The organism is Quadrisphaera sp. GCM10027208, from assembly GCF_042658805.1.
Taxonomy (GTDB): domain Bacteria; phylum Actinomycetota; class Actinomycetes; order Actinomycetales; family SCSIO-59966; genus SCSIO-59966.
On sequence record NZ_JBHSRC010000014.1, the window covers coordinates 1 to 19,618 of the forward strand.

16 protein-coding genes and 1 pseudogene are annotated in these 19,618 nt (G+C 73.8%); 8 read left to right on the forward strand and 9 right to left on the reverse strand.

Features of this window, described 5'->3' with window-relative positions; all coding sequences use genetic code 11:
- Positions 1-78: 78 nt before the first annotated feature.
- The 4 genes from ACFP6A_RS14275 to ACFP6A_RS14290 all read right to left on the reverse strand — a co-directional run bounded on the left by ACFP6A_RS14275 (position 79) and on the right by ACFP6A_RS14290 (position 4,661).
- Positions 79-1,701, reverse strand: a complete 1,623-nt coding sequence (locus ACFP6A_RS14275; protein WP_379604629.1) for a putative T7SS-secreted protein — start codon at positions 1,699-1,701, stop codon at positions 79-81.
- 1 nt (position 1,702) lies between these two features.
- Positions 1,703-2,032 carry a hypothetical protein gene (locus tag ACFP6A_RS14280; protein ID WP_379604631.1) on the reverse strand — a complete coding sequence of 110 codons (330 nt, stop codon included), beginning with the start codon at positions 2,030-2,032 and terminating at the stop codon, positions 1,703-1,705.
- 230 nt (positions 2,033-2,262) lie between these two features.
- Positions 2,263-4,032 (reverse strand): acetyl/propionyl/methylcrotonyl-CoA carboxylase subunit alpha, encoded by a 1,770-nt coding sequence (locus tag ACFP6A_RS14285; RefSeq protein WP_379604657.1) that lies wholly within the window; start codon positions 4,030-4,032, stop codon positions 2,263-2,265.
- Positions 4,033-4,145: 113 nt separating this feature from the next.
- Positions 4,146-4,661, reverse strand: a complete 516-nt coding sequence (locus ACFP6A_RS14290) for a MerR family DNA-binding transcriptional regulator (protein WP_379604633.1) — start codon at positions 4,659-4,661, stop codon at positions 4,146-4,148.
- A 60-nt stretch (positions 4,662-4,721) separates the two neighbouring features.
- Between ACFP6A_RS14290 and ACFP6A_RS14295 the strand changes: the two genes are divergently transcribed.
- Positions 4,722-5,909 carry an acyl-CoA dehydrogenase family protein gene (locus ACFP6A_RS14295; protein ID WP_379604635.1) on the forward strand — a complete coding sequence of 396 codons (1,188 nt, stop codon included), beginning with the start codon at positions 4,722-4,724 and terminating at the stop codon, positions 5,907-5,909.
- A 45-nt stretch (positions 5,910-5,954) separates the two neighbouring features.
- The gene (locus tag ACFP6A_RS14300; protein ID WP_379604637.1) at positions 5,955-7,505 is read left to right on the forward strand and encodes an acyl-CoA carboxylase subunit beta; all 1,551 of its coding nucleotides are present in this window, start codon (positions 5,955-5,957) and stop codon (positions 7,503-7,505) included.
- Between the two features lie 22 nt (positions 7,506-7,527).
- On the opposite strand, the gene ACFP6A_RS14305 is transcribed toward ACFP6A_RS14300, so the two are convergent.
- From ACFP6A_RS14305 to ACFP6A_RS14315, 3 genes are all read right to left on the reverse strand, one after another.
- Positions 7,528-8,796 (reverse strand): cation:proton antiporter, encoded by a 1,269-nt coding sequence (locus tag ACFP6A_RS14305; protein WP_379604639.1) that lies wholly within the window; start codon positions 8,794-8,796, stop codon positions 7,528-7,530.
- Between the two features lie 601 nt (positions 8,797-9,397).
- Positions 9,398-10,081, reverse strand: a complete 684-nt coding sequence (locus tag ACFP6A_RS14310; protein WP_379604641.1) for a Maf family protein — start codon at positions 10,079-10,081, stop codon at positions 9,398-9,400.
- A gap of 90 nt (positions 10,082-10,171) precedes the next feature.
- Complete coding sequence (locus ACFP6A_RS14315) at positions 10,172-11,863, reverse strand: DUF885 domain-containing protein (RefSeq protein WP_379604643.1); 1,692 nt, start codon at positions 11,861-11,863, stop codon at positions 10,172-10,174.
- A gap of 149 nt (positions 11,864-12,012) precedes the next feature.
- On the opposite strand from ACFP6A_RS14315, the gene ACFP6A_RS14320 reads away from it, so the two are divergent.
- Positions 12,013-12,363 (forward strand): hypothetical protein, encoded by a 351-nt coding sequence (locus ACFP6A_RS14320; protein WP_379604645.1) that lies wholly within the window; start codon positions 12,013-12,015, stop codon positions 12,361-12,363.
- Positions 12,364-12,375: 12 nt separating this feature from the next.
- Here ACFP6A_RS14320 and ACFP6A_RS14325 read toward each other — a convergent pair whose 3' ends face one another.
- A complete protein-coding gene (locus ACFP6A_RS14325; RefSeq protein ID WP_379604646.1) occupies positions 12,376-12,609 on the reverse strand; it encodes an acyl-CoA carboxylase subunit epsilon in 234 nt (77 codons plus the stop codon).
- A gap of 249 nt (positions 12,610-12,858) precedes the next feature.
- Entirely contained in the window at positions 12,859-14,502 is a 1,644-nt protein-coding gene (locus tag ACFP6A_RS14330; protein ID WP_379604648.1) for an acyl-CoA carboxylase subunit beta, read from the reverse strand.
- Positions 14,503-14,625: 123 nt separating this feature from the next.
- On the opposite strand from ACFP6A_RS14330, the gene ACFP6A_RS14335 reads away from it, so the two are divergent.
- The 5 genes and pseudogenes from ACFP6A_RS14335 to ACFP6A_RS14355 form a co-directional block, all read left to right on the forward strand.
- Positions 14,626-15,507, forward strand: a complete 882-nt coding sequence (locus ACFP6A_RS14335) for a biotin--[acetyl-CoA-carboxylase] ligase (protein WP_379604649.1) — start codon at positions 14,626-14,628, stop codon at positions 15,505-15,507.
- A gap of 30 nt (positions 15,508-15,537) precedes the next feature.
- A complete protein-coding gene (locus tag ACFP6A_RS14340) occupies positions 15,538-16,572 on the forward strand; it encodes an adenylate/guanylate cyclase domain-containing protein (protein ID WP_379604651.1) in 1,035 nt (344 codons plus the stop codon).
- A 36-nt stretch (positions 16,573-16,608) separates the two neighbouring features.
- Entirely contained in the window at positions 16,609-17,382 is a 774-nt protein-coding gene (locus tag ACFP6A_RS14345; RefSeq protein WP_379604653.1) for an enoyl-CoA hydratase/isomerase family protein, read from the forward strand.
- A gap of 59 nt (positions 17,383-17,441) precedes the next feature.
- Positions 17,442-18,356, forward strand: a complete 915-nt coding sequence (locus ACFP6A_RS14350) for a hydroxymethylglutaryl-CoA lyase (protein WP_379604655.1) — start codon at positions 17,442-17,444, stop codon at positions 18,354-18,356.
- A 64-nt stretch (positions 18,357-18,420) separates the two neighbouring features.
- Positions 18,421-19,618, forward strand: a pseudogene (locus ACFP6A_RS14355) (hypothetical protein); the annotation flags it as partial.

Genomic DNA, 19,618 nt, shown 5'->3' on the forward strand with positions numbered 1-19,618 from the left:
GCCGGCACAGGCCGGCGGACCAGCCACGCCCACGACACCGACCGACCTCATCAGGCCACCGAAACCACCCAAGCCGAATCAGCGCGGTGGATCAGGGTTGAGACCAGCGACGTACTGTGTCGCGCCACCCGGACGTTCCGAAGGGATCTCCGTGCCGTCCGGGCGGTGCGTGGGCATGCTTGTCGAGTCGGGGTTCTTGCTCAACCAAGCCTCGACGTCCGCCTTCTGAGGACTGATCGTGCCGACCTGCATGCGCATGCCCTCCCCGCCCGGGAAGTGGCGGACGGTGATCTCGTCACGAGCCCTGTAGACCAGGGCCCCGTCTGCATCCTGGTGCATGTACCACTCGTCACGAAGGGCCAGCCTGTCGAGCGCCTGATCCTCCCGGCGAGCTGTCAGCAGTTCGGCGGGATCGGTCCAGTACATCCCGGAGCCGGCGTCCCCGCGACCGTGCAGGTTCACCAGTGGACCGTCGACGGGAACTGTGTCGGCGTCGACCCGGGGACCTGTCTGCCAGGTGCTGGCGATTCGGTTGTAGTCGGTGTCATAGGCGTGTGGTCCGAAGACATCGGCCAGACTCGCACGCTCGTAGTCCTCCCCGCGCCGCAGCAGCAGAGCCTGCTGATCCGACGTCAACGAGTTGATCTTGGCGGCGAGCGCTGCGTCGTCCAGCCGACCCAGCCCGGCCAAGTCCAACGCTGTGACACCTCGCAGAGCCCGCAGGCCGTGCAGCGGCCGGGAGAAGGCGGAGACCTCATGGATGCCGTCCAGGGCTCGCAGTGCCTTGACGCCTGCACCGGCGCCACCCGTCGCCACGGTGGCGAGGGCGTCAGGGACCAACCGGCCGAGCGCTCTGGCAGGGTCGTCCTTCCAGGTGTCCCAGTCCAGCATCGCCTTGCCGAGGTGTTGGCCGAGGCCAACCGGGTCCTCTCGCGCGGCGGTGACGAGGTTTTGCAGGTTCTCGTCGGCGAGCTGCCACTCCGCCTGGATCTCCTCGATTTCGGCCTGCCCGGTCGCCACGCGGATCCCGGACCAGACCAGCTGCGCCTGCGGGTTGAGGTCCCACAGGACGAGCTTGCCGAGATCCCGGACCGCCTCGCCGGCGCCGAGCAGGAACCCGCCCACCGCGGCGCCGGCCTTCTCCAGCCAGTTGCGTTGCTCCGGTGCGCCGTTGCAGGCTCGGCGCACCGCCGAGGCCGCATCCAGCCCCGAGGCCTCCACTCGGGTGACCGTGTCGGTGTAGACGTCGAGAGCGGCGCGCCGGACCGCCTCGCCCGGGTCAGAGAACGGGTGGATCAGGAGCTGTCGGAACTGGCCCCGAGCGGCCGCGTCGGCAGCCTCCTGGCGGGCACGGGCGACATCGGCGTCGTAGGCGGCGCGGGCCTCCCGCGTGACGCGTTCCCCGCGGGCGTACTCCTGTGCCGCCCACTGGGCGGTCGCCCTGGCTTCCTCGAGCACCGTGGCGTGCGATTCCAGCGCGGCAGCTGCACCGGAGAATCCTGCGGCAGCGTCCTCCCACCGCTGCGGCTCATGGGAGAACGCGTCGCGGAAGTCGTCGGCGGCTGCACCGGACCAGCCGTCCGTGGAGACGCGCGCCAGGGCGTCCCCGGTCTCGGCGAACCGGCACGCCGTCGCCCGCAGGCGAGTAGCCGACGAGCGCAGCGCCGCTGGGTCACCGGGCACGGCGAACGACGGCGCCATGTCAGGGACCACCCTGCTCGATCTGCTCGATCCGCTCGCCCAGTGCCGCGAACCGGGCGGCGACCCGGCGCTCGGCCTCCAGGTACTCCATGGCGGTCTCGGCGAGCCGTCCGCCGACCTCAGCGACGTCCTCCATGAGGTTGTTGACTCCCCGCTCCCACCGGTCGTCGAACTCGTCCAAGGCCGCTGCGAGGTCGTCGCTGCCGGCAGCCGCGCGTACGGGCAGCAGGTCGTTCACGTCCTCGTCCTTGAACTGCTGCACGGCCGCAACGATCCCTTCGGCCGCGGTGATCAGCGCATCCAACTCCACGCCGAACCCACTCAGCGCCACGTTCGCCCCCCTGGTGCCGTTCCCTCGGCACCAAATCGTAGACCGATCGGTAAGGGCGCGGGACGTAGGGAGCTAGCGGGGAGAACGACAGGTACGGCATGTCCCCGCGCAGGAACGCCGCTTGGCCTCGCAGGGCGCCCGCGACCGGCGCGGCGACGGCGCCCAGGCCGTCGGCGAGTGCCTCGAGCTCCTCGGGCGTCCGGCTCCAGAGATCGCCGGCTCAGGCCCGCTCAGGCGTCCTTGATCTCGCAGAGGACGGCGCCGGCGGAGACGGTCGCGCCGACCTGGGCGGACAGGCCGGACACGACGCCGTCCTTGTGGGCGGTGATCGGCTGCTCCATCTTCATCGCCTCCAGGACGACGACTGTGTCACCGGCCGAGACCGTCGCCCCGTCCTCGGCGGCGACCTTCACGATGGTGCCCTGCATCGGCGAGGTCAGCGCGTCACCGCCGGCCGCGGCGCCGCCACCGGCGGTCCGCTTGCGCCGCGGCGCCTTCGCCCTGGCCGCACCAGCCGAACCGCCGCCACCCAGCCCGCCGAGCCCGGCGGGCAGCACGACCTCCAGCCGCTTGCCGCCGACCTCGACGACGACCCGCTCCCGCTCACCGGGCCCCTCGTCGTCCGGGCCGGCACCGGTCCACGGCTCGATGGTGTTGTCGAACTCCGTCTCGATCCAGCGGGTGTGCACGGTGAACGGCTCGTCCCCGGCCGGCGCGAACGCCGGGTCCTGCACGACCGCGCGGTGGAACGGCAGCACCGTCGGCATCCCCTCGACGACGAACTCGGCGAGGGCTCGACGGGAGCGCTCGAGCGCCTGGCGGCGGGTGGCGCCGGTGACGATCAGCTTGGCGAGCATGGAGTCGAAGGCGCCCGGGACGACGTCCCCGGCCCGCACGCCGGAGTCCAGCCGGACGCCGGGACCGCTCGGCGGCTCGAACCGGGCCACGGTGCCGGGGGCGGGCAGGAAGTTGCGCCCGGCGTCCTCGCCGTTGATGCGGAACTCGATGGCGTGCCCGCGGATCTCGGGGTCGTCGTAGCCGAGCTCCTCGCCGGCGGCGACGCGCAGCTGCTCGCGGACCAGGTCGATGCCGGTGACCTCCTCGGAGACCGGGTGCTCCACCTGCAGACGGGTGTTGACCTCGAGGAACGAGATCGTGCCGTCCTGTCCGACGAGGAACTCGCAGGTGCCCGCGCCGACGTAGCCGGCCTCACGCAGGATCGCCTTGGACGCCCGGTACAGCTCGGCGACCTGCTCTGGCGACAGGAACGGCGCGGGCGCCTCCTCGACGAGCTTCTGGTGCCGGCGCTGCAGCGAGCAGTCCCGGGTGGACACGACGACGACGTTGCCGTGGGAGTCGGCCAGGCACTGGGTCTCGACGTGCCGCGGCTTGTCGAGGTACTTCTCCACGAAGCACTCCCCGCGGCCGAACGCCGCAACCGCCTCGCGCACCGCGGAGTCGTACAGCTCGGCGACCTCCTCGCGCGCCCGGACGACCTTGAGCCCGCGGCCGCCGCCGCCGTACGCGGCCTTGATGGCGATCGGCAGCCCGTGCTCGTCGGCGAACGCCTGCACCTCCTCGGCGCCGGAGACCGGGTCCGTGGTGCCGGCCACCAGCGGGGCACCGACCCGCTCGGCGATGTGCCGGGCCTTGACCTTGTCGCCGAGGGCGTCGATCGCGGACGGCGGCGGGCCGATCCAGACCAGTCCGGCGTCCAGCACGGCCTGGGCGAAGTGGGCGTTCTCGGCGAGGAACCCGTACCCGGGGTGCACCGCGTCGGCGCCGGAGCGCCGCGCGGCGTCCAGCAGCTTGTCGATGACGAGGTAGGAGTCGACGGGGGTGGAGCCGCCCAGCGCGTACGCCTCGTCGGCGAGGGTGACGTGCAGGGCGTCGCGGTCCGGGTCGGCGTAGACGGCCACCGACGCGATCCCGGAGTCCCGGCAGGCCCGGGCGATCCGGACGGCGATCTCGCCGCGGTTGGCGATGAGCACCTTGGTGATGGCTCGGTGTGGCACGTGGTCCGTCCCCTCGGTCTGGCGGCTCCCGGCGAACGGGCCGGAGCCTAGCGCGGGCTCGTGGGCCGCGGCCTGGCGCGGCGGGTGCACTGGCGTCGTCACTGATCGCCACCCGGGGAGGAGGAACGGCCCGGTTCGGACGACGAGCCGCGCCGGACGACGTCCGCTCCTCCTGCCGTGGCGATCACCTCCCGCTCCGGGGCTGGCGAACCACGGCGCCGCCCCTCCAGCTCGGCCAGGTCGGCGCGGCACCGGGTCTCGAGGTCGTCGAGCTCGGTGAGGGTCTGCTCGATGTCGGCGCGGCGCTGCTCGAGCTCGGCGCGGCGCTCGGCCACCTCCGCCAGCAGGTAGCGCAGCTGGCCGACCTCGCCGGGGGACTCGTCGTACATGTCGACGATGCGGCGGATCTTCTCCAGGTCGAGCCCGATGCGCTTGCCCCGCAGCACGAGGGCGAGGCGGACCCGGTCGCGCGGGTGGAAGACGCGCTGGGTCCCGCGCCGCTCAGGCGAGATCAGCCCCTGGTCCTCGTAGTAGCGGATCGTGCGGTGCGTGACGCCGAACTCCTCCGCGACCTGCGCGATCGTCCACTCGCGGGTGCCGCTGCGTCTTGCCATGCCTCCCGATCGTGCTTTACGTTGACGTCAACGTCAAGCACTCGACGAGGAGCGCCCCGCATGGCCTTCGAGCTGTCCGCCGAGCACGAGGACTTCCGTCGCGTCGTCCGGGACTTCGCGCAGGCCGAGGTGGCCCCGTACGTCGAGCAGTGGGACCGCGACGCCCACTTCCCCGTCGACCTGGTACCGAAGATGGGCGACCTCGGCCTGTTCGGCCTGGTCGCCCCCGAGGAGTACGGCGGCGCCGGGCTCCAGGACGGCGCGTTCACCTCGTTGTGCGTGGCGATCGAGGAGCTCGGCCGGGTCGACCAGTCCGTCGGGATCACGCTGTCCGCCGGGGTGGGCCTGGGGATCAACCCGATCCTCACCTTCGGCACGCAGGAGCAGAAGCAGCGGTGGCTGCCCGACCTCGTCACCGGCCGCGCCCTGGCCGCGTTCGGCCTCACCGAGCCCGAGGCCGGCTCGGACGCCGGCGCCACCCGCACCCGCGCCGAGCTCGTCGGCGAGGAGTGGGTGCTCTCCGGCGCCAAGGCCTTCATCACGAACTCCGGCACCGAGATCACCTCGGTGGTCACCGTCACCGCGCGTACCGGTGAGCGCCCGGACGGGCGCCCCGAGATCAGCGCGATCATGGTCCCGGCCGGGACGCCGGGGTTCGTCGTCGAGCCCGCCTACCGCAAGCTGGGCTGGCACTCCTCGGACACCCACGGTCTGACGTTCGAGGCCTGCCGGGTGCCGGCGGAGAACCTGCTCGGCGAGCGGGGCCGCGGGTTCTCCCAGTTCCTCGCCACCCTGGACGACGGCCGGATCGCGATCTCCGCGCTCGCCGTCGGGCTGGCGCAGGCGTGCCTGGAGGCCTCCCAGCGGTACGCCCGCGAACGTGTCGCCTTCGGCCGTCCGATCGGGGCCAACCAGGGCGTCGCGTTCCAGGTCGCTGACCTCGCCGTGGCGGTGGAGGCCGCCCGGCTCCTGACGTACAAGGCGGCCTGGCTGCGTGACGAGCACGGCGCCGGACGGCGCACCGCCGAGGAGGTGCGCCAGGCCGCCGCCGTGGCCAAGCTGTACTCCTCCGAGGCCGCGGTCGCTGCCACCCGGACCGCCACCCAGGTGTTCGGCGGCAACGGGTTCATGGAGGAGTACCCGGTGGCCCGGTTCTACCGGGACGCCAAGATCCTGGAGATCGGCGAGGGCACCTCGGAGGTGCAGCGGCTCGTCATCTCCCGCGGGCTCGGCCTGCCGGTGGACTGAGACGGTGCCGATGAGTCTGCCGATGAGCCTGCGAGACTGCCGCCGATGAGCCACTCGAGGGACCCGCGAGTCCAGGACGTCCGCGCCCGGCTGCGCGAGGCCCGGGACCGCTCGGCCGCGCCGTCCCCGGCCGCCGCCGCCAAGCTCGCCGCCCAGGGCAAGCTCTACGTCCGGGACCGGATCGCGCTGCTGTTCGACGAGGGCTCGTTCGTCGAGGACGGCCGCTACGCCAACGCCACCGCCCCGGGCCTGCCCGCCGACGGTGTCGTCACCGGCCGCGGCACCGTCGACGGCCGGCCCGCGATCGTCGTCGCCAACGACCCGACGGTGAAGGCGGGCTCGTGGGGCGCCCGCACGGTGGAGAAGATCGTCCGGGCCACCGAGGCGGCGCTGCGCGAGGAGCTGCCGGTGTTCTGGTTCGTCGACTCCGCCGGCGCCCGGATCACCGACCAGGTCGAGGTCTTCCCCGGACGGCGCGGGGCCGGCCACATCTTCCACAACCAGGTCGCGCTGTCCGGCAAGGTGCCGCAGATCTGCTGCCTGTTCGGTCCCAGCGCGGCCGGCGGCGCGTACGTCCCGTCGTTCTGCGACGTCATCATCATGGTCGAGGGCAATGCCTCGATGTACCTCGGCAGCCCGCGGATGGCCGAGATGGTCGTCGGGGAGAAGGTGTCGCTGGAGGAGATGGGTGGTGCCCGGATGCACTGCACCGTCTCCGGCGTCGGCGACCTGCTCGCCACCGACGACGAGGACGCCATCGAGCAGGCCCGGCTGTTCTTCTCCTACCTGCCCTCCACCTTTCGCGACCAGCCGCCGGCGTACCACCCCGAGCCCCCCGCCGTGCCGTTCACCGACGACGTCGTACCCGAGATCGAGAGCCAGCCGTTCGACGTCCACGACGTCATCGACGCCCTCGTCGACGAGGACTCCTTCTTCGAGATCAAGCCGCTGTTCGCCGCCGAGCTCGTCGTCGGGTTCGGCCGCCTCGAGGGGCGCACCATCGGGGTGGTGGCCAACAACTCGATGGTCAAGGGCGGGGTGCTGTTCTCCGACAGCGCGGACAAGGCGGCCCGGTTCATCTGGCTGTGCGACGCGTTCAACGTCCCGCTGCTGTACCTCGCCGACGTGCCCGGGTTCATGATCGGCAGCGAGGTGGAGCGCGGCGGGATCATCCGGCACGGCGCGAAGATGGTCACCGCGGTGTCCGAGGCGACTGTGCCCCAGATCAGCGTCGTCATCCGAAAGGCTTACGGCGCAGGGCTTTACGCGATGGCTGGGCCGGGGTTCGGCCCGGACGCCGCGCTGGCCCTGCCGACCGCCCGGGTCGCGGTGATGGGTCCGGAGGCGGCGGTGAACGCCGTGTACGCCAACAAGATTGCGGCGATCGAGGACGAGGCGGAGCGGGCCGCGTTCGTCGCCGCGCGCCGCGCCGAGTACGAGCAGGACGTCGACCTGGAGCGGCTGGTCGCCGACCTCGTCCTGGACGGCGTGGTCGAGCCCGCGGACCTGCGCGACGAGCTCGTCCGGCGGTTCCGGTACGCGGCCCGGCGCGACCGGCACTTCGCCGAGAAGCGCCGCGGGGTGCCTCCGGTCTGAGGCGGGCGGGCTTGCCGCCGGCTTACGGCAGCCTGCCCTCGATCTCGAGCTCCTCGCCCTCCGGTGCGACCTGCCCCGTGCGCCGCCGGTACCCGTGCACCGCCGGCGACGCGCTCAGCGCCTGCCCGACGATGGACACCGTCACGGCGAGGCTGCCGGCGGCGAACAGCGTCTCGTACTGCGGTACGTGCAGCGTCTCGGCGAACGCCAGGTAGTAGATGCCGGCCACCCCGAGCGGGCCGGACCACGCCATGAACCCCGACGACAGCCGTCCCGTGCCGGTGGCGAGCAGCGCCGGGAACGTGACCGGGAACCTCCGCAGCAGCAGCACCCACAGCGCGAACAGCACGCCGCCCCACCCGAGCTCGGGCCACCACTGGTCCACCGGCAGCACGGTGCCGAAGACGAGGAACACCACGACCAGACTCACCTTGGCGACCGACCGGTGCACCACGTGGATCGGCTTGCGCGTCCCCTCCGGCAGCCCCTCGGAGAACGTCAGGCCCGCGGCGAACGCGGCCAGCACCCCGGTCCCGCCGAGCAGGTGCGCCAGCCCGAGCACGCTGAGGGCGACTCCCGTGCTGGCCAGCGGGAACCAGTCCTCCTCGGCCAGCCGGTCCACCCCGGCCAGGTCGGTGAGCCAGCGCATCACCAGCCCGACCGCGGTGCCGACGGCCAGGGCGATGCCGACCTGGCGTCCGGCGTCCAGGAGCCACGGCCCGACGGCGTCCCCGATCGGAACTGACACGAGGAGCCCGGCGAGCAGCACGAACGGCAGCGCCAGCCCGTCGTTGGCCGCGGACTCCACCTGCAGGCTCGCCCGCACTCGCCGCGGCAGGGACTGGTCCGGCAGCACCCCGGTGACGAGCGACGACGCCGCAGCCGGGTCGGTCGGGGTCAGCGCCGCACCCAGGAGCAGGGCGAGCCCGAGGGGCAGGCCGAGCAGCAGGTTGGCGCCGAGCGCGGTGATCAGCCACATCCCTGGCATGACGACGAGCAGCAGGACGGCGATCCGCCGGCGGTTGGCGAGCAGGTCCCGGGGGCCGACCCGCAGGGTGATGTCGAAGACGGCCAGGGCCAGGGCGACCCGTGCGGTCTGCTCGAGCAGCTCCCCCCGGGGGACGACTGTGGTGGGGTCGAGGACGGCGAGGGCGTGCGGTCCGACGAGGACGCCGGCTGCGAGGGCGAGGACGACGGGGCTCAGGGCGTGCCGCTTGACCAGCCGGGACGACAGCGCGAGCAGGACGATGGCGAGCCCGACGACGACGAGGACCCGGTCGGCGGTGATCACGACCCCGGACCGTAGCCGGGAACGCCCTGGGTCGCAGGGGCTCCTGCCGGCCGTGTCCGACGACGACCGGCAGGAGCCTGGGCGACACGGCGCGGTGCCGCGTCACCTGCCACCGGAGGAGATGCGGGTCCGGTGGCTGCCGAGGGTGCCCGCTGCGGACGGCGGCTGCGCCCGCCGTCACCGAGAGGTCTCGCCGTCCGGACGCCTCGTCAAACCGGTCTGACCGGTCTGCTGGCCGAGTCTTTGCGAAGCCTTTCCACCCCTGTGGTGACCCCCCGGCGTCCCCCTACCCTCGCCGCCCACCCCTCATCGGTGATCATGCAATCCCGCCACCCTCGGGCTGACGCCTTGACCGAGCTGAGCACCTGACCGAGGATGTGCAGGACGGGCAGGGAGAACTCGTCGTCGCACCTTGAGTGCTGATTGTTGCGCGGCACAGACCGCCTTGAGGTCCCTGCCCGTCACCTTCCCAGCACCGACGAGCGCAGGATCGATCGCGCCACAGAATGCTGGATTCACCGCAGCTTTCCCGGCGTGTCGCGCCGACAACCCAGCATTCTGCGAGCGGGCGGCGGAGTGGCAGGGTGGCGGGATTGCATGATCACGAAGGGGGTTGGGGGGTGGAGGGGTGAGGGGTGGACCAGAGACGGTGCCAGGGGACACCTACCTCGGCGAGCAGCTCGCGCAGTAGCGGCAGGCTCAGCCCGACGACCGTGTGGTGGTCGCCCTCGACGCCACGGACGAACGGGCCACCGAGCCCGTCGATCGTGAACGCCCCCGCCACCCGCAGCGGCTCCCCGGTCGCGACGTAGGCTGCGATCTCCTCGTCGGAGACGTCCGCGAAGTGCACCGTCGTCGAGGCGACCGCCCCCAGCGTGGCGCCGGTCCCGCCGTCCGCATCGTCCCGGACGTCGACGAGCCAGTGCCCGGTGTGCAGGACGCCGGAGCGGCCCCGCATCCGCTGCCAGCGGGCCGTTGCCTCGGCGGCGTCCGCGGGCTTGCCGTGCACCTCGCCGTCCAGGTCGAGCACCGAGTCGCAGCCCAGGACGACGCACCCGTCGGGCAGGTCGTCGGTGGCCGCGACGTCCTCGGCCTTGGCGCGGGCCAGGACGAGCGCGACGTCGTGGGCGTCGGTGACGCCGTAGCGCGCGACGACCGCCTCCTCGTCGACGGACGACACGAGCACGACCGGCTCCACGCCCGCCTGCCGCAGGGTGGCCAGACGCGCTGGGGACGCGGAGGCAAGGACGAGCGACAGGTCGGTCACGGGGTGGCGGGATTGCATGATCACCGACGAGGTTGGGGGGCGGTGGGGTGGCGGGATTGCATGATCACCGACGAGGTTGGGGGGCGGTGGGGTGGCGGGATTGCATGATCACGGGGAGTTGGGGGAGAGGAGGGCGGTGCGCAGGACGTCGAGGGGCACGGACCCGACGTCCAGGGCCCGGCGGTGGAACGCCTTGAGGTCGAACGCGTCGCCCTCCCGCGCCCGGACCTCCTCGCGCAGCGCCAGCCACAGCCGCTCGCCGACCTTGTAGGACGGCGCCTGCCCCGGCCAGCCGAGGTAGCGCAGGTGCTCGAAGCGCAGGAACGCCTCGTCCTCGAGGGTGTGCGCCCGCATGAACTGCCACATGGTGTCGGCGTTCCAGCGGCCGCCACCGACCTCGGCCGGTGCCTCGAAGCCGCAGTGCAGCCCGATGTCGACCACCACCCGCATCGCCCGGAACGCCGACCCGTCGAGCATCCCGAGCCGGTCGCCCGGGTCGTCGAGCCAGCCGAGGTCGGCCATGAGCCGCTCGGCGTACAGCGCCCACCCCTCGCCGTGCCCCGAGCACCACGCCATCGTCCGGCGCCACCGGTTGAGCACTTCGGAGCGGTACATCGTCTGGGCGATCTGCAGGTGATGGCCCGGCACGCCCTCGTGGAACACGGTCGTCGTCTGCTGCCAGGTGCCGAAGGTGTCGACGCCCTCGGGCACTGACCACCACATCCGGCCCGGGCGGGAGAAGTCCTCGGTCGGCCCGGTGTAGTAGATGCCACCCGAGCTCGTCGGGGCGATCCGGGCCTCGATCCGGCGGACCGGCTCCGGGATGTCGAAGTGGACGTCGGCGAGCGCGGCGATCGCCTCGTCGGCCTTGGCCTGCATCCACTCCCGGAACGCCTCCGTGCCCCGGATCATGCGTTTCGGGTCGGCGTTCAGCGCGGCGACGGCGTCCTGCACCGACCCGCCCGGGACGATCTGCTGGGCGACGTCCCGCATCTCGGCCTCGATGCGCGCGAGCTCCTCCTGCCCCCAGGCGTAGGTCTCCTCCAGGTCGATGCGGGCGCCGACGAACTCCCGGGACCACAGCGCGTACTCCTCGCGGCCGACGGCGTCCTCCTCCCGGGCGGCGGGCAGCAGCTCCTCGCGCAGGTACCGGGTCAGGTCGCGGTAGGCCTCGGCGGCTGCGGACGCCGCACGGTCCAGGTCCGCGGCCACCGCGCCGTCCGCCGTCCCGGACCCGCCGGCCTGGCCGGCGAGGGTGACGAAGAACCCCGACTCGCCGTCCCCGAACTGCTCTGCCTGCCCGGCGGCCGCCTCGACCTGGCGGCGCGCCGGTGCCCGCCCGGACGCCGCGGCCCGGCGCAGCGACTCGACGTACCCTGCGACGGCGTCCGGCATCGCGGTGAGCCGGCGGGCCACCACGGCCCAGTCCTCGGCGGTCGCGGTCGGCATCAGGTCGAAGACGTCGCGCAGGTCCTGCACCGGTGAGTGGATGACGTTGAGCGGTGCCAGGTCGAGGCCGGCGTCGTGCAGCTCGAGGGCCAGGCCGAGCCGGTCGCGCATCGCCGCGACGGTGATCCGGTCGGTGTCGTCGGCCGGCTCGAGCGTGTCGAGCGCGGCCAGCGTGCGGCGGTGCAGCTCGGCCCGCTCGGCGACGCCGTCGGGGGAGTAGTCGGTGAGCCGGTCGTCGTGCCCCTGGACGCCGATCGCGGTCGCGGCGATGGGGTCCAGGGCGGCGTACTCGTCGACGTAGCGGTCGGCCAGGTCGTCGATCGGGGTGCGTGGGCGCGGGGTGTCGGTCACGCTCGCGGACCCTACCCGCGGCGCCCGACAGGCCGGTCGAGACCACGGACGGGTTTGATCAGCCAGTCGGCGGGCATGTATCAGATCATGGACACCACGACGTGGATCATCCTCGTGGTCGTCGTCCTGCTCGCCGTTGCCGTAGTGGCGTGGCTCGTGGCTACTCCGGGCACGACTTCACCTCCCGCGCCGAGCTCATGGCCGCCGACCACCCGGAGGTTGCCGAGCGCTACCGGGCCGCGCACGGCGCCCGCCGCCGGCACCACGACAGCGGTGACGTGGCGACGACCGAGGAGCTCCGCGGGGCGATCCAGAACTACCACGAGCTGGTGACACTTCTCGTCGAGGGCGGCCGCCGGCCCGGGCACCGGGCGCCGGAACGTCCGGACGTCGATCGCCCGGTTTCTCCGGACGACGAGGGGCGTCCGGACGACGAGGAGCGCCCGGACGACGAGGGGCGCCCGGACGACGAGGAGCGCCCGCCCGAGCACCGGGCCTGAGCGGGAGGTCGGTTAGCGGGGCCAGGCGGACGTGCGCCAGGCGCTGGGGCCGGGCCGCAGCGGGGGACGCGCCCATGCCAGCCGGTCGTTCCACGCCGAGGTCGGTTCGTCGTCCGCCGGGCCGTGGGAGGCACTGGCCGCCGCGGCGAGCACCGTGACCAGCGCGGCGAGCTCCTCCGCGGTGGGCTCGCCCCGCACGACGCGCAGGTGCGGGGTGGGCTCGGGCCCCGTCGTGTTGCCGTCCATGGCCTGAGGGTAGTGGCGAGCGGTCCGTCCACAGAATGCTGCCTTCGGCACCTCTTTACCGGCGTGTCGCGCCCGCAACCCAGCATTCTGCGAAGCGGGGGCTGGGGCGCGAGGGTGGCGGGATTGCATGATCACCGAGAGGGGCGCCAGGGGGTGGCGGGATTGCATGATCACCGAGAGGGGTGCCAGGGGGTGGCGGGATTGCATGATCACGGAGGGGGTACGGGGGTAGGGGGGTAGGGGGGCGGGTCAGAGGGGGATGTTGCCGTGCTTCTTGGGCGGCAGGGTCTCCCGCTTCGAGCGGAGCATCCGCAGCGCCTTGACCACCTCGACCCGGGTCGCCGACGGCGGGATCACCGCGTCCACGTACCCCCGTTCGGCGGCCACGTAGGGGTTGGCGAGGGTGTCCTCGTACTCGGTGATGAGCTGCTGGCGCAGGGCGTCGACGTCCTGCCCGGCGTCCGCGGCCTCCTTGAGCCGGTTGCGGTACAGGATGTTCACCGCGCCCTGCGCGCCCATGACGGCGATCTGCGCGGTCGGCCAGGCGAGGTTGACGTCGGCGCCGAGGTGCTTGGACCCCATGACGTCGTACGCACCGCCGTAGGCCTTGCGGGTGATGACGGTGACGAGCGGGACGGTGGCCTCGGCGTAGGCGTACAGGAGCTTGGCGCCGCGGCGGATGATCCCGCCGTACTCCTGGTCGGTCCCGGGCAGGAAGCCGGGGACGTCGACGAACGTCAGCACCGGCACGTTGAACGCGTCGCAGGTCCGCACGAACCGGGCCGCCTTCTCCGAGGCGTCGATGTCCAGGGTGCCGGCGAGCTGCAGCGGCTGGTTGGCGACGACGCCGACGGACCGGCCCTCGACCCGGCCGAACCCGACGACGATGTTGGGCGCGAACAGCGGCTGCACCTCGAGGAAGTCCCCATCATCGAGCACGTGCTCGATGACCGTGTGCATGTCGTACGGCTGGTTCGGGGAGTCCGGGACGAACGTGTCGAGCTCGCGGTCCTCCTCGGTGACCTCGAGGTCGACGTCGGCGTCGAACACCGGCGGGTCGGACAGGTTGTTGCTCGGCAGGTGGCTGAGCAGCTCCTTGACGTAGGCGACCGCGTCGTCCTCGTCGGTGGCCAGGTAGTGCGCGTTCCCGGACGTCGTGTTGTGGGTGCGGGCGCCGCCGAGCTCCTCCATCCCGACGTCCTCGCCGGTCACCGTCTTGATGACGTCCGGGCCGGTGATGAACATGTGCGAGGTCTGGTCGACCATCACGGTGAAGTCGGTGATCGCCGGGGAGTACACGGCGCCGCCGGCGCACGGTCCCATGATCAGGGAGATCTGCGGGACGACGCCGGAGGCCAGCACGTTCCGCCGGAAGATCTCCCCGTACAGGCCGAGGGACACCACCCCCTCCTGGATCCGGGCGCCGCCGGAGTCGTTGATGCCGACGACCGGGCAGCCCGTCTTCATCGCCAGGTCCATCACCTTGACGATCTTCTCCCCGAACACCTCGCCGAGGGACCCGCCGAACACGGTGAAGTCCTGGGCGAACACGCACACCGGCCGGCCGTCGACGGTGCCGTAGCCGGTGACGACGCCGTCCCCGTAGGGGCGGTTGGCCTGCTGACCGAAGTTCGTCGAGCGGTGCCGGGCGAGGGCGTCGAGCTCGGTGAAGGACCCCTCGTCGAGCAGCATGTCGATCCGCTCGCGGGCCGTCTTCTTGCCCTTGGCGTGCTGCTTGTCCACCCCGGCGGACCCGGCGTGCACGGCCTCCTCGGTGCGCCGAAGCAGGTCGGCGAGCTTGCCGGCACTGGTGTGGATGTCGATGTCCGCGGGGACCTCGGTGCCTCCCGCGGCGGCGGGGTCGACGTGCGGCTCGGGCGCCGGGTGGGCCATGGCGGTCTCCTCGGGGTCGCGCGGGACGCCGGCAGGCGTGCGGTGGGGCGGGCAGCCCGGAGCCTAGTGCGGGGCCCCGGCCCGCTCACGTGACGTACGTCGCGTCCGCCTACAGTGATCGCCGTGGGCACACCGTGGGGCGACCTGGACCGCCCCCCGCTGCGCGAGGACGCCCTGCGCGCCGCCCTGCTCGCTCCGCCCGGTCCGTTCGCCCGCCTGGACGTCGCCCCGCGGACCGGCTCGACGAACGCCGACCTGCTCGCCGCGGCGGCCGCCGACCCGGCCGGCTACCCGGACCTGTCCGTGCTGGCCACCGACCACCAGGTCGCCGGCCGCGGCCGGCTCGCCCGCACTTGGCAGGCTCCGGAGCGCTCCTCGATCGCGGTGTCGGTGCTGCTGCGCCCGGACGTGCCGGCCCGGCGGTGGTCCTGGCTTCCGCTGCTGGCCGGGACGGCGGTCGCCGCGGCCGTGCACCGGGTCGCCGGGGTGCGCGCCGGGGTGAAGTGGCCGAACGACGTGCTCGTCGAGGTCCCGGACACCGGCCCGGACGACGTCCCGGACACCGGCCCGGACGACGTCCGCAAGGTCGCCGGCATCCTCGCCGAGGCCGTCCCCGGCCAGGGCGCGCTCGTCGTCGGGATCGGCCTCAACGTCACCCAGACCCGCGCCGAGCTGCCGGTGCCGACCGCGACCTCCCTGCGGCTGGCCGGGTCGGCGACGACCGACCGCGACACCGTCCTGCGCGCCGTCCTGCGCGCCGTCGCCGACCGCTACGTCCGGTGGGTGGCCGCGGACGGCGACGTGACGGCGTCCGGGCTGGCCGCCGAGGTCCGCGAGTCCTGCTGGACCCTGGGCCGCGCCGTCCGGGTGGTCCTGCCGGCCGGGGAGGTGGTTGGCACGGCCGAGGAGCTGGACGACGACGGCCGGCTCGTCGTCCGGGACGCCGCGGGCGAGCGGCACGCGCTGTCCGCCGGGGACGTCGTGCACGCGGGGGTCGGGACGTGAGCGGAGGGACACCGTGAGCGGGGACGTGCGGTGAGCCCCGTCGACCCGGACCCGCAGGTCCCCGAGGCGAGGCTGTCGGAGTCGGCGAAGGCCGTCGAGCGGCGGCTGCTCGGCGCCGAGCGTGAGCTGCGCCGCCGGGAGGTGTCCGGCGCGGTCGGCACGTCGCTGCTGTCGGCGCGAAAGTTCTGGCGGGCGCTGGGGTTCCCGAACGTCGGGGACGCGGCGCAGGCGTTCACCGAGGCCGACGTCGAGGCGCTGCGCGCGATGGTCGGGCTGGTCCGCGACGGGGTGATCGACGAGGAGACCGCGCTCGGGCTGACCCGGGCGATGGGCCGCACCGCGGACCGGCTGGCGAACTGGCAGATCCAGCTCGTCGCCGAGTCCCTCACCGAGGAGGACCACGCCGCCCCGGACGTCGAGGTCGCGCAGCAGGTCGGCGTCGTCCTGGCCGAGGTGCTCGAGCGCACCGAGCCGCTGCTCACCTACGCGTGGCGGCGGCACCTGGCCTCGGCGGCGGCCCGGATGATCTCGGACGCCGAGGCGGACGCGGGCGCGCACCCCGGGCCGGTGCGCACGGTCGGGTTCGCCGACCTCGTGTCGTTCACCCGGATCGTGCGCCGGGCCAGCGAACGGGAGCTGGCCGGGCTGGTGCAGCGGTTCGAGGCGACGACGTCCGACATCGTCTCCGCGCACGGCGGCCGGGTGGTCAAGACGGTCGGCGACGAGGTGCTGTTCGTCTCGACGTCGACGCCGGCCGCGGGCGGGATCGCCCTCGACATCGCCGAGGCGATGGCCGAGGACGAGGTGCTGCCCGACGTCCGGGTCGGGATGGCGACCGGGCCGGTCGTGGCCCGGCTCGGGGACGTGTTCGGCACGACGGTGAACCGGGCGTCGCGGCTGACCGGCATCGCCGCGCCCGGGACGGTCCTCGTCGACGAGACCACCGCGGCCCGGCTCGGCGCGGCGAGCGGCTTCGAGGTCACCCCGCTGCACCGGCGGACCCTGCGGGGTATCGGCGCGGTGACCCCGGCGGTCCTGCGGCGCAGCACCCGCCGCAGCGCCTGACTACCGGCCGCCGGGGGCGCGGGTAGCCTGCCCGGTGTGATCCGCGTGGACCGCCACGGCGAGCACGTCGCCGAGATCGTCCTGGACCGGCCCGAGGCGATGAACGCCGTGTCGACCGCGCTCGCCGCCGAGCTCGCCACCGCCACCGCGCACCTCGCGCAGGACCGCACGGTGCGCGCCGTCGTCGTCAGCTCCAGCCAGCCGAAGGCGTTCTGCGTCGGCGCGGACCTCAAGGAGCGCAACACCTTCACCGACGACGACCTGCGCCGCCAGCGCGACGTCACCCGCGCCGCCTACCGCGGCGTCCTCGACCTGCCGGTGCCGGCGGTCGCCGCCGTCGCCGGGTTCGCCCTCGGCGGCGGCTGCGAGATCGCCCTGGCGTGCGACCTCGTCGTCGCCGACCCGACCGCCGTCCTCGGCCTGCCCGAGGTGTCCGTCGGCGTCGTCCCCGGTGGCGGCGGCACCCAGCTGCTGACCCGCCGCCTCGGCTGGTCACGGGCCGCCGACCTCGTCTTCACCGCCCGCCGCGTCGACGCCGCCGAGGCCCACCGGCTCGGGCTGGTCGACCGGCTCACCGAGCCGGGCGCGGCCCGGGACGTCGCCCTCGAGGTGGCCCGCGCGATCGCCGCGAACTCCCCGGTCGGGGTCCGCAACGCCAAGCGGGCGATGCGCCTGGGCCTGGACGTCGACCTCGCCACCGGGCTCGAGGTCGAGGACGCCGCGTGGCGGGCGACCGCGTTCAGCCAGGACCGGGCCGAGGGGGTGCGGGCGTTCGCCGAGAAGCGGACCCCGCGCTGGCCAGGGGTCTGACGAGTACCGGACGAGCACTGGACGACGAGCACTGGACGACGAGCACGGAGGAGGACGCCATGGGCACCTGGCCGGAGCGGGTCAGCCTGCGCGAGGTCGGTCCGCGCGACGGGCTGCAGAACGAGGCGCCGGTCCCCACCGACGCGAAGGTGCGGCTGCTCGACCTGCTGCCGGGCACCGGGCTGCGCCGGATCGAGGCGGTGAGCTTCGTGCACCCGCGGGCGATCCCGCAGATGGCCGACGCCGAGGAGGTGTGGGCGCGGGCGCGCAAGCACCCCGACGTCCGCTACTCGGCGCTGGTGCCGAACCTCAAGGGCGCCCAGCGCGCCATCGCCGCCGGGTTCACCGAGCTCGAGATGGTGGTGTCGGCCTCCGACACGCACAACCGCAAGAACGTCAACCGCTCGACCGCGGAGTCCCTCGACGACATCGCCGGCGTCGTCCAGCACGTCCACGACGCCGGCGGCACGCTCGAGGTCATCGTCTCCACGTCGTTCGGCTGCCCCTACGAGGGGGAGGTGCCGACGTCCCGGGTGCTCGACGTCGTCCGGCGGGCGGTAGCGGACGGCGCGGACCGGATCGCGTTCGGGGACACCACCGGCGTCGCCACCCCCGGCCGGGTCGCCGCCCTCGTCGACGGCTACCTGGCCACGCACGCCGGCACCCCGTTCCTGCTGCACTTCCACAACACCCGCGGCACGGCGCTGGCCAACATCCTCACCGCGATGGAGCACGGCGCGACCGAGTTCGACGCCAGCGTCGGCGGGCTCGGCGGCTGCCCGTACGCGCCGGGAGCCTCCGGCAACGTGGCGACCGAGGAGGTCGTGCACATGCTCGAGGACATGGGGGTGGCGACCGGCGTGGACCTCGAGGCCCTGCTGGAGGTGGCCCGCTACGCCCAGGACGTCGTCGGCCACGAGCTGCCCAGCGCCGTCCTGAAGGCCGGGCCGCGGACGGTCACGGTCCCGGCGTGACGCCCGTCCACCGGTCGGCCCGGCTGCCCGCGTGGGAGCGTCGTCCTGCGCCACACTGCCGGGTATGCCACCACCTGCGGACGGGCCGGCCCGTGTGCGGTACGCCGACCCCGGCCGGTGTCCCTCGTGCGATGGGCCGCTGAAGGGCCCCTACTGCCCCGCGTGCGACCTGGAGCTCGTCGGCCCCACCGCGGTCGAGCTGTTCCGGGTCTCCACCGAGCTGGACGCCGCGCTGGACCGAGGGCTGGCGGAGCGGCGCCGGCTCGTGCAGGTGCTGGCCGAGGAGCAGGCGGCCCGCCGCGCCGCGGCCCGCCCGGCCGCCCCGACCGCTCCCACGGCGGCGCACGGCCCGGTGCTGCCGCCGCCACCACCACCACCACCACCGGCGGCCGTCCGGCGGGGGCTCGGCGTCCAGTCGCTGCTCGTCGGGCTCGGCGCGCTGCTGCTGTCGGTGGCGGCGATCGTGTTCCTCTTCTTCTCCTGGCAGTCCTTCGGGCTCGCCGGGCGGGCCGCGGTGGTCGGCACCGGCACGGTCGCCGTGCTCGCCGCGGCCGGCGGCGCGCGCCGGCTGCGGCTGCCGTCGACGGCCGAGGCGGTCGGGTCGTTCGGGGTGGTGCTCGTACTCCTCGACGTGTGGGCGGTGCGCCGCACCGGCCTGCTCGGCGGCACCGTCGACCCCGCCGCGTACGCCGCGGCGGGCCTCGCCGTCGCCGCCGTCGTGCTCGGGAGCTGGGGGGCGACGACCCGCGTGCGCGCCGGCACGGTGGCCGCGGCGGCGCTGCTCCCCGCCGTGCCGGTGCTCGCCGGGCTCGCCCTCGCCGACGACCTGGACGGCGCCGGCGGCAGGATCGCGGTCTGCGTCGCCACGGTCGCCGGCTCGGCGGTCGGTGCGCTGCGCGGTGCGCCTCCGTTGCGCCAGAGGGGCGCCGAGCGCGCGCTGCTCGGCTTCGCCGCGGCCACGCTGCTCGGCCTTGCGGTCCTGCTCTCGCTCGCCGTCCGGCTCGACGGCGGCTCGCTGCCGGTGGTGCTCCTGCTGCTGGGGTGCGCGGCGACCGCGGCGCTGCACGGCCGAGTGGCCGGAGGCCTCCGCAGCCGGGTGGTCTGGTGGGTGGCCGCGGGGGCGCTCGCGGCCACGGCGGCCGCCATGGGCGTGACGGCGCTGCCCGGGGCCTGGGCGCTGGCGACCGCTCCGGCGGCGGCCGGGGCGGTCGCGGTGGCACTGCGGCTCGCCGCGACCGCCACGCCACGGGCCGCGGCCCACC

Bases quoted from the DNA above. Each gene is read 5' to 3' on its own strand.
- ACFP6A_RS14325 (WP_379604646.1), bottom strand. From the start codon at position 12,609: ATGGACGGCAACACGACGGGGCCCGAGCCCACCCCGCACCTGCGCGTC.
- ACFP6A_RS14275 (WP_379604629.1), bottom strand. From the start codon at position 1,701: ATGGCGCCGTCGTTCGCCGTGCCCGGTGACCCAGCGGCGCTGCGCTCG.
- ACFP6A_RS14310 (WP_379604641.1), bottom strand. From the start codon at position 10,081: ATGCAATCCCGCCACCCCGTGACCGACCTGTCGCTCGTCCTTGCCTCC.
- ACFP6A_RS14300 (WP_379604637.1), top strand. From the start codon at position 5,955: ATGAGCCACTCGAGGGACCCGCGAGTCCAGGACGTCCGCGCCCGGCTG.
- ACFP6A_RS14290 (WP_379604633.1), bottom strand. From the start codon at position 4,661: ATGGCAAGACGCAGCGGCACCCGCGAGTGGACGATCGCGCAGGTCGCG.
- ACFP6A_RS14330 (WP_379604648.1), bottom strand. From the start codon at position 14,502: ATGGCCCACCCGGCGCCCGAGCCGCACGTCGACCCCGCCGCCGCGGGA.
- ACFP6A_RS14350 (WP_379604655.1), top strand. From the start codon at position 17,442: ATGGGCACCTGGCCGGAGCGGGTCAGCCTGCGCGAGGTCGGTCCGCGC.
- ACFP6A_RS14295 (WP_379604635.1), top strand. From the start codon at position 4,722: ATGGCCTTCGAGCTGTCCGCCGAGCACGAGGACTTCCGTCGCGTCGTC.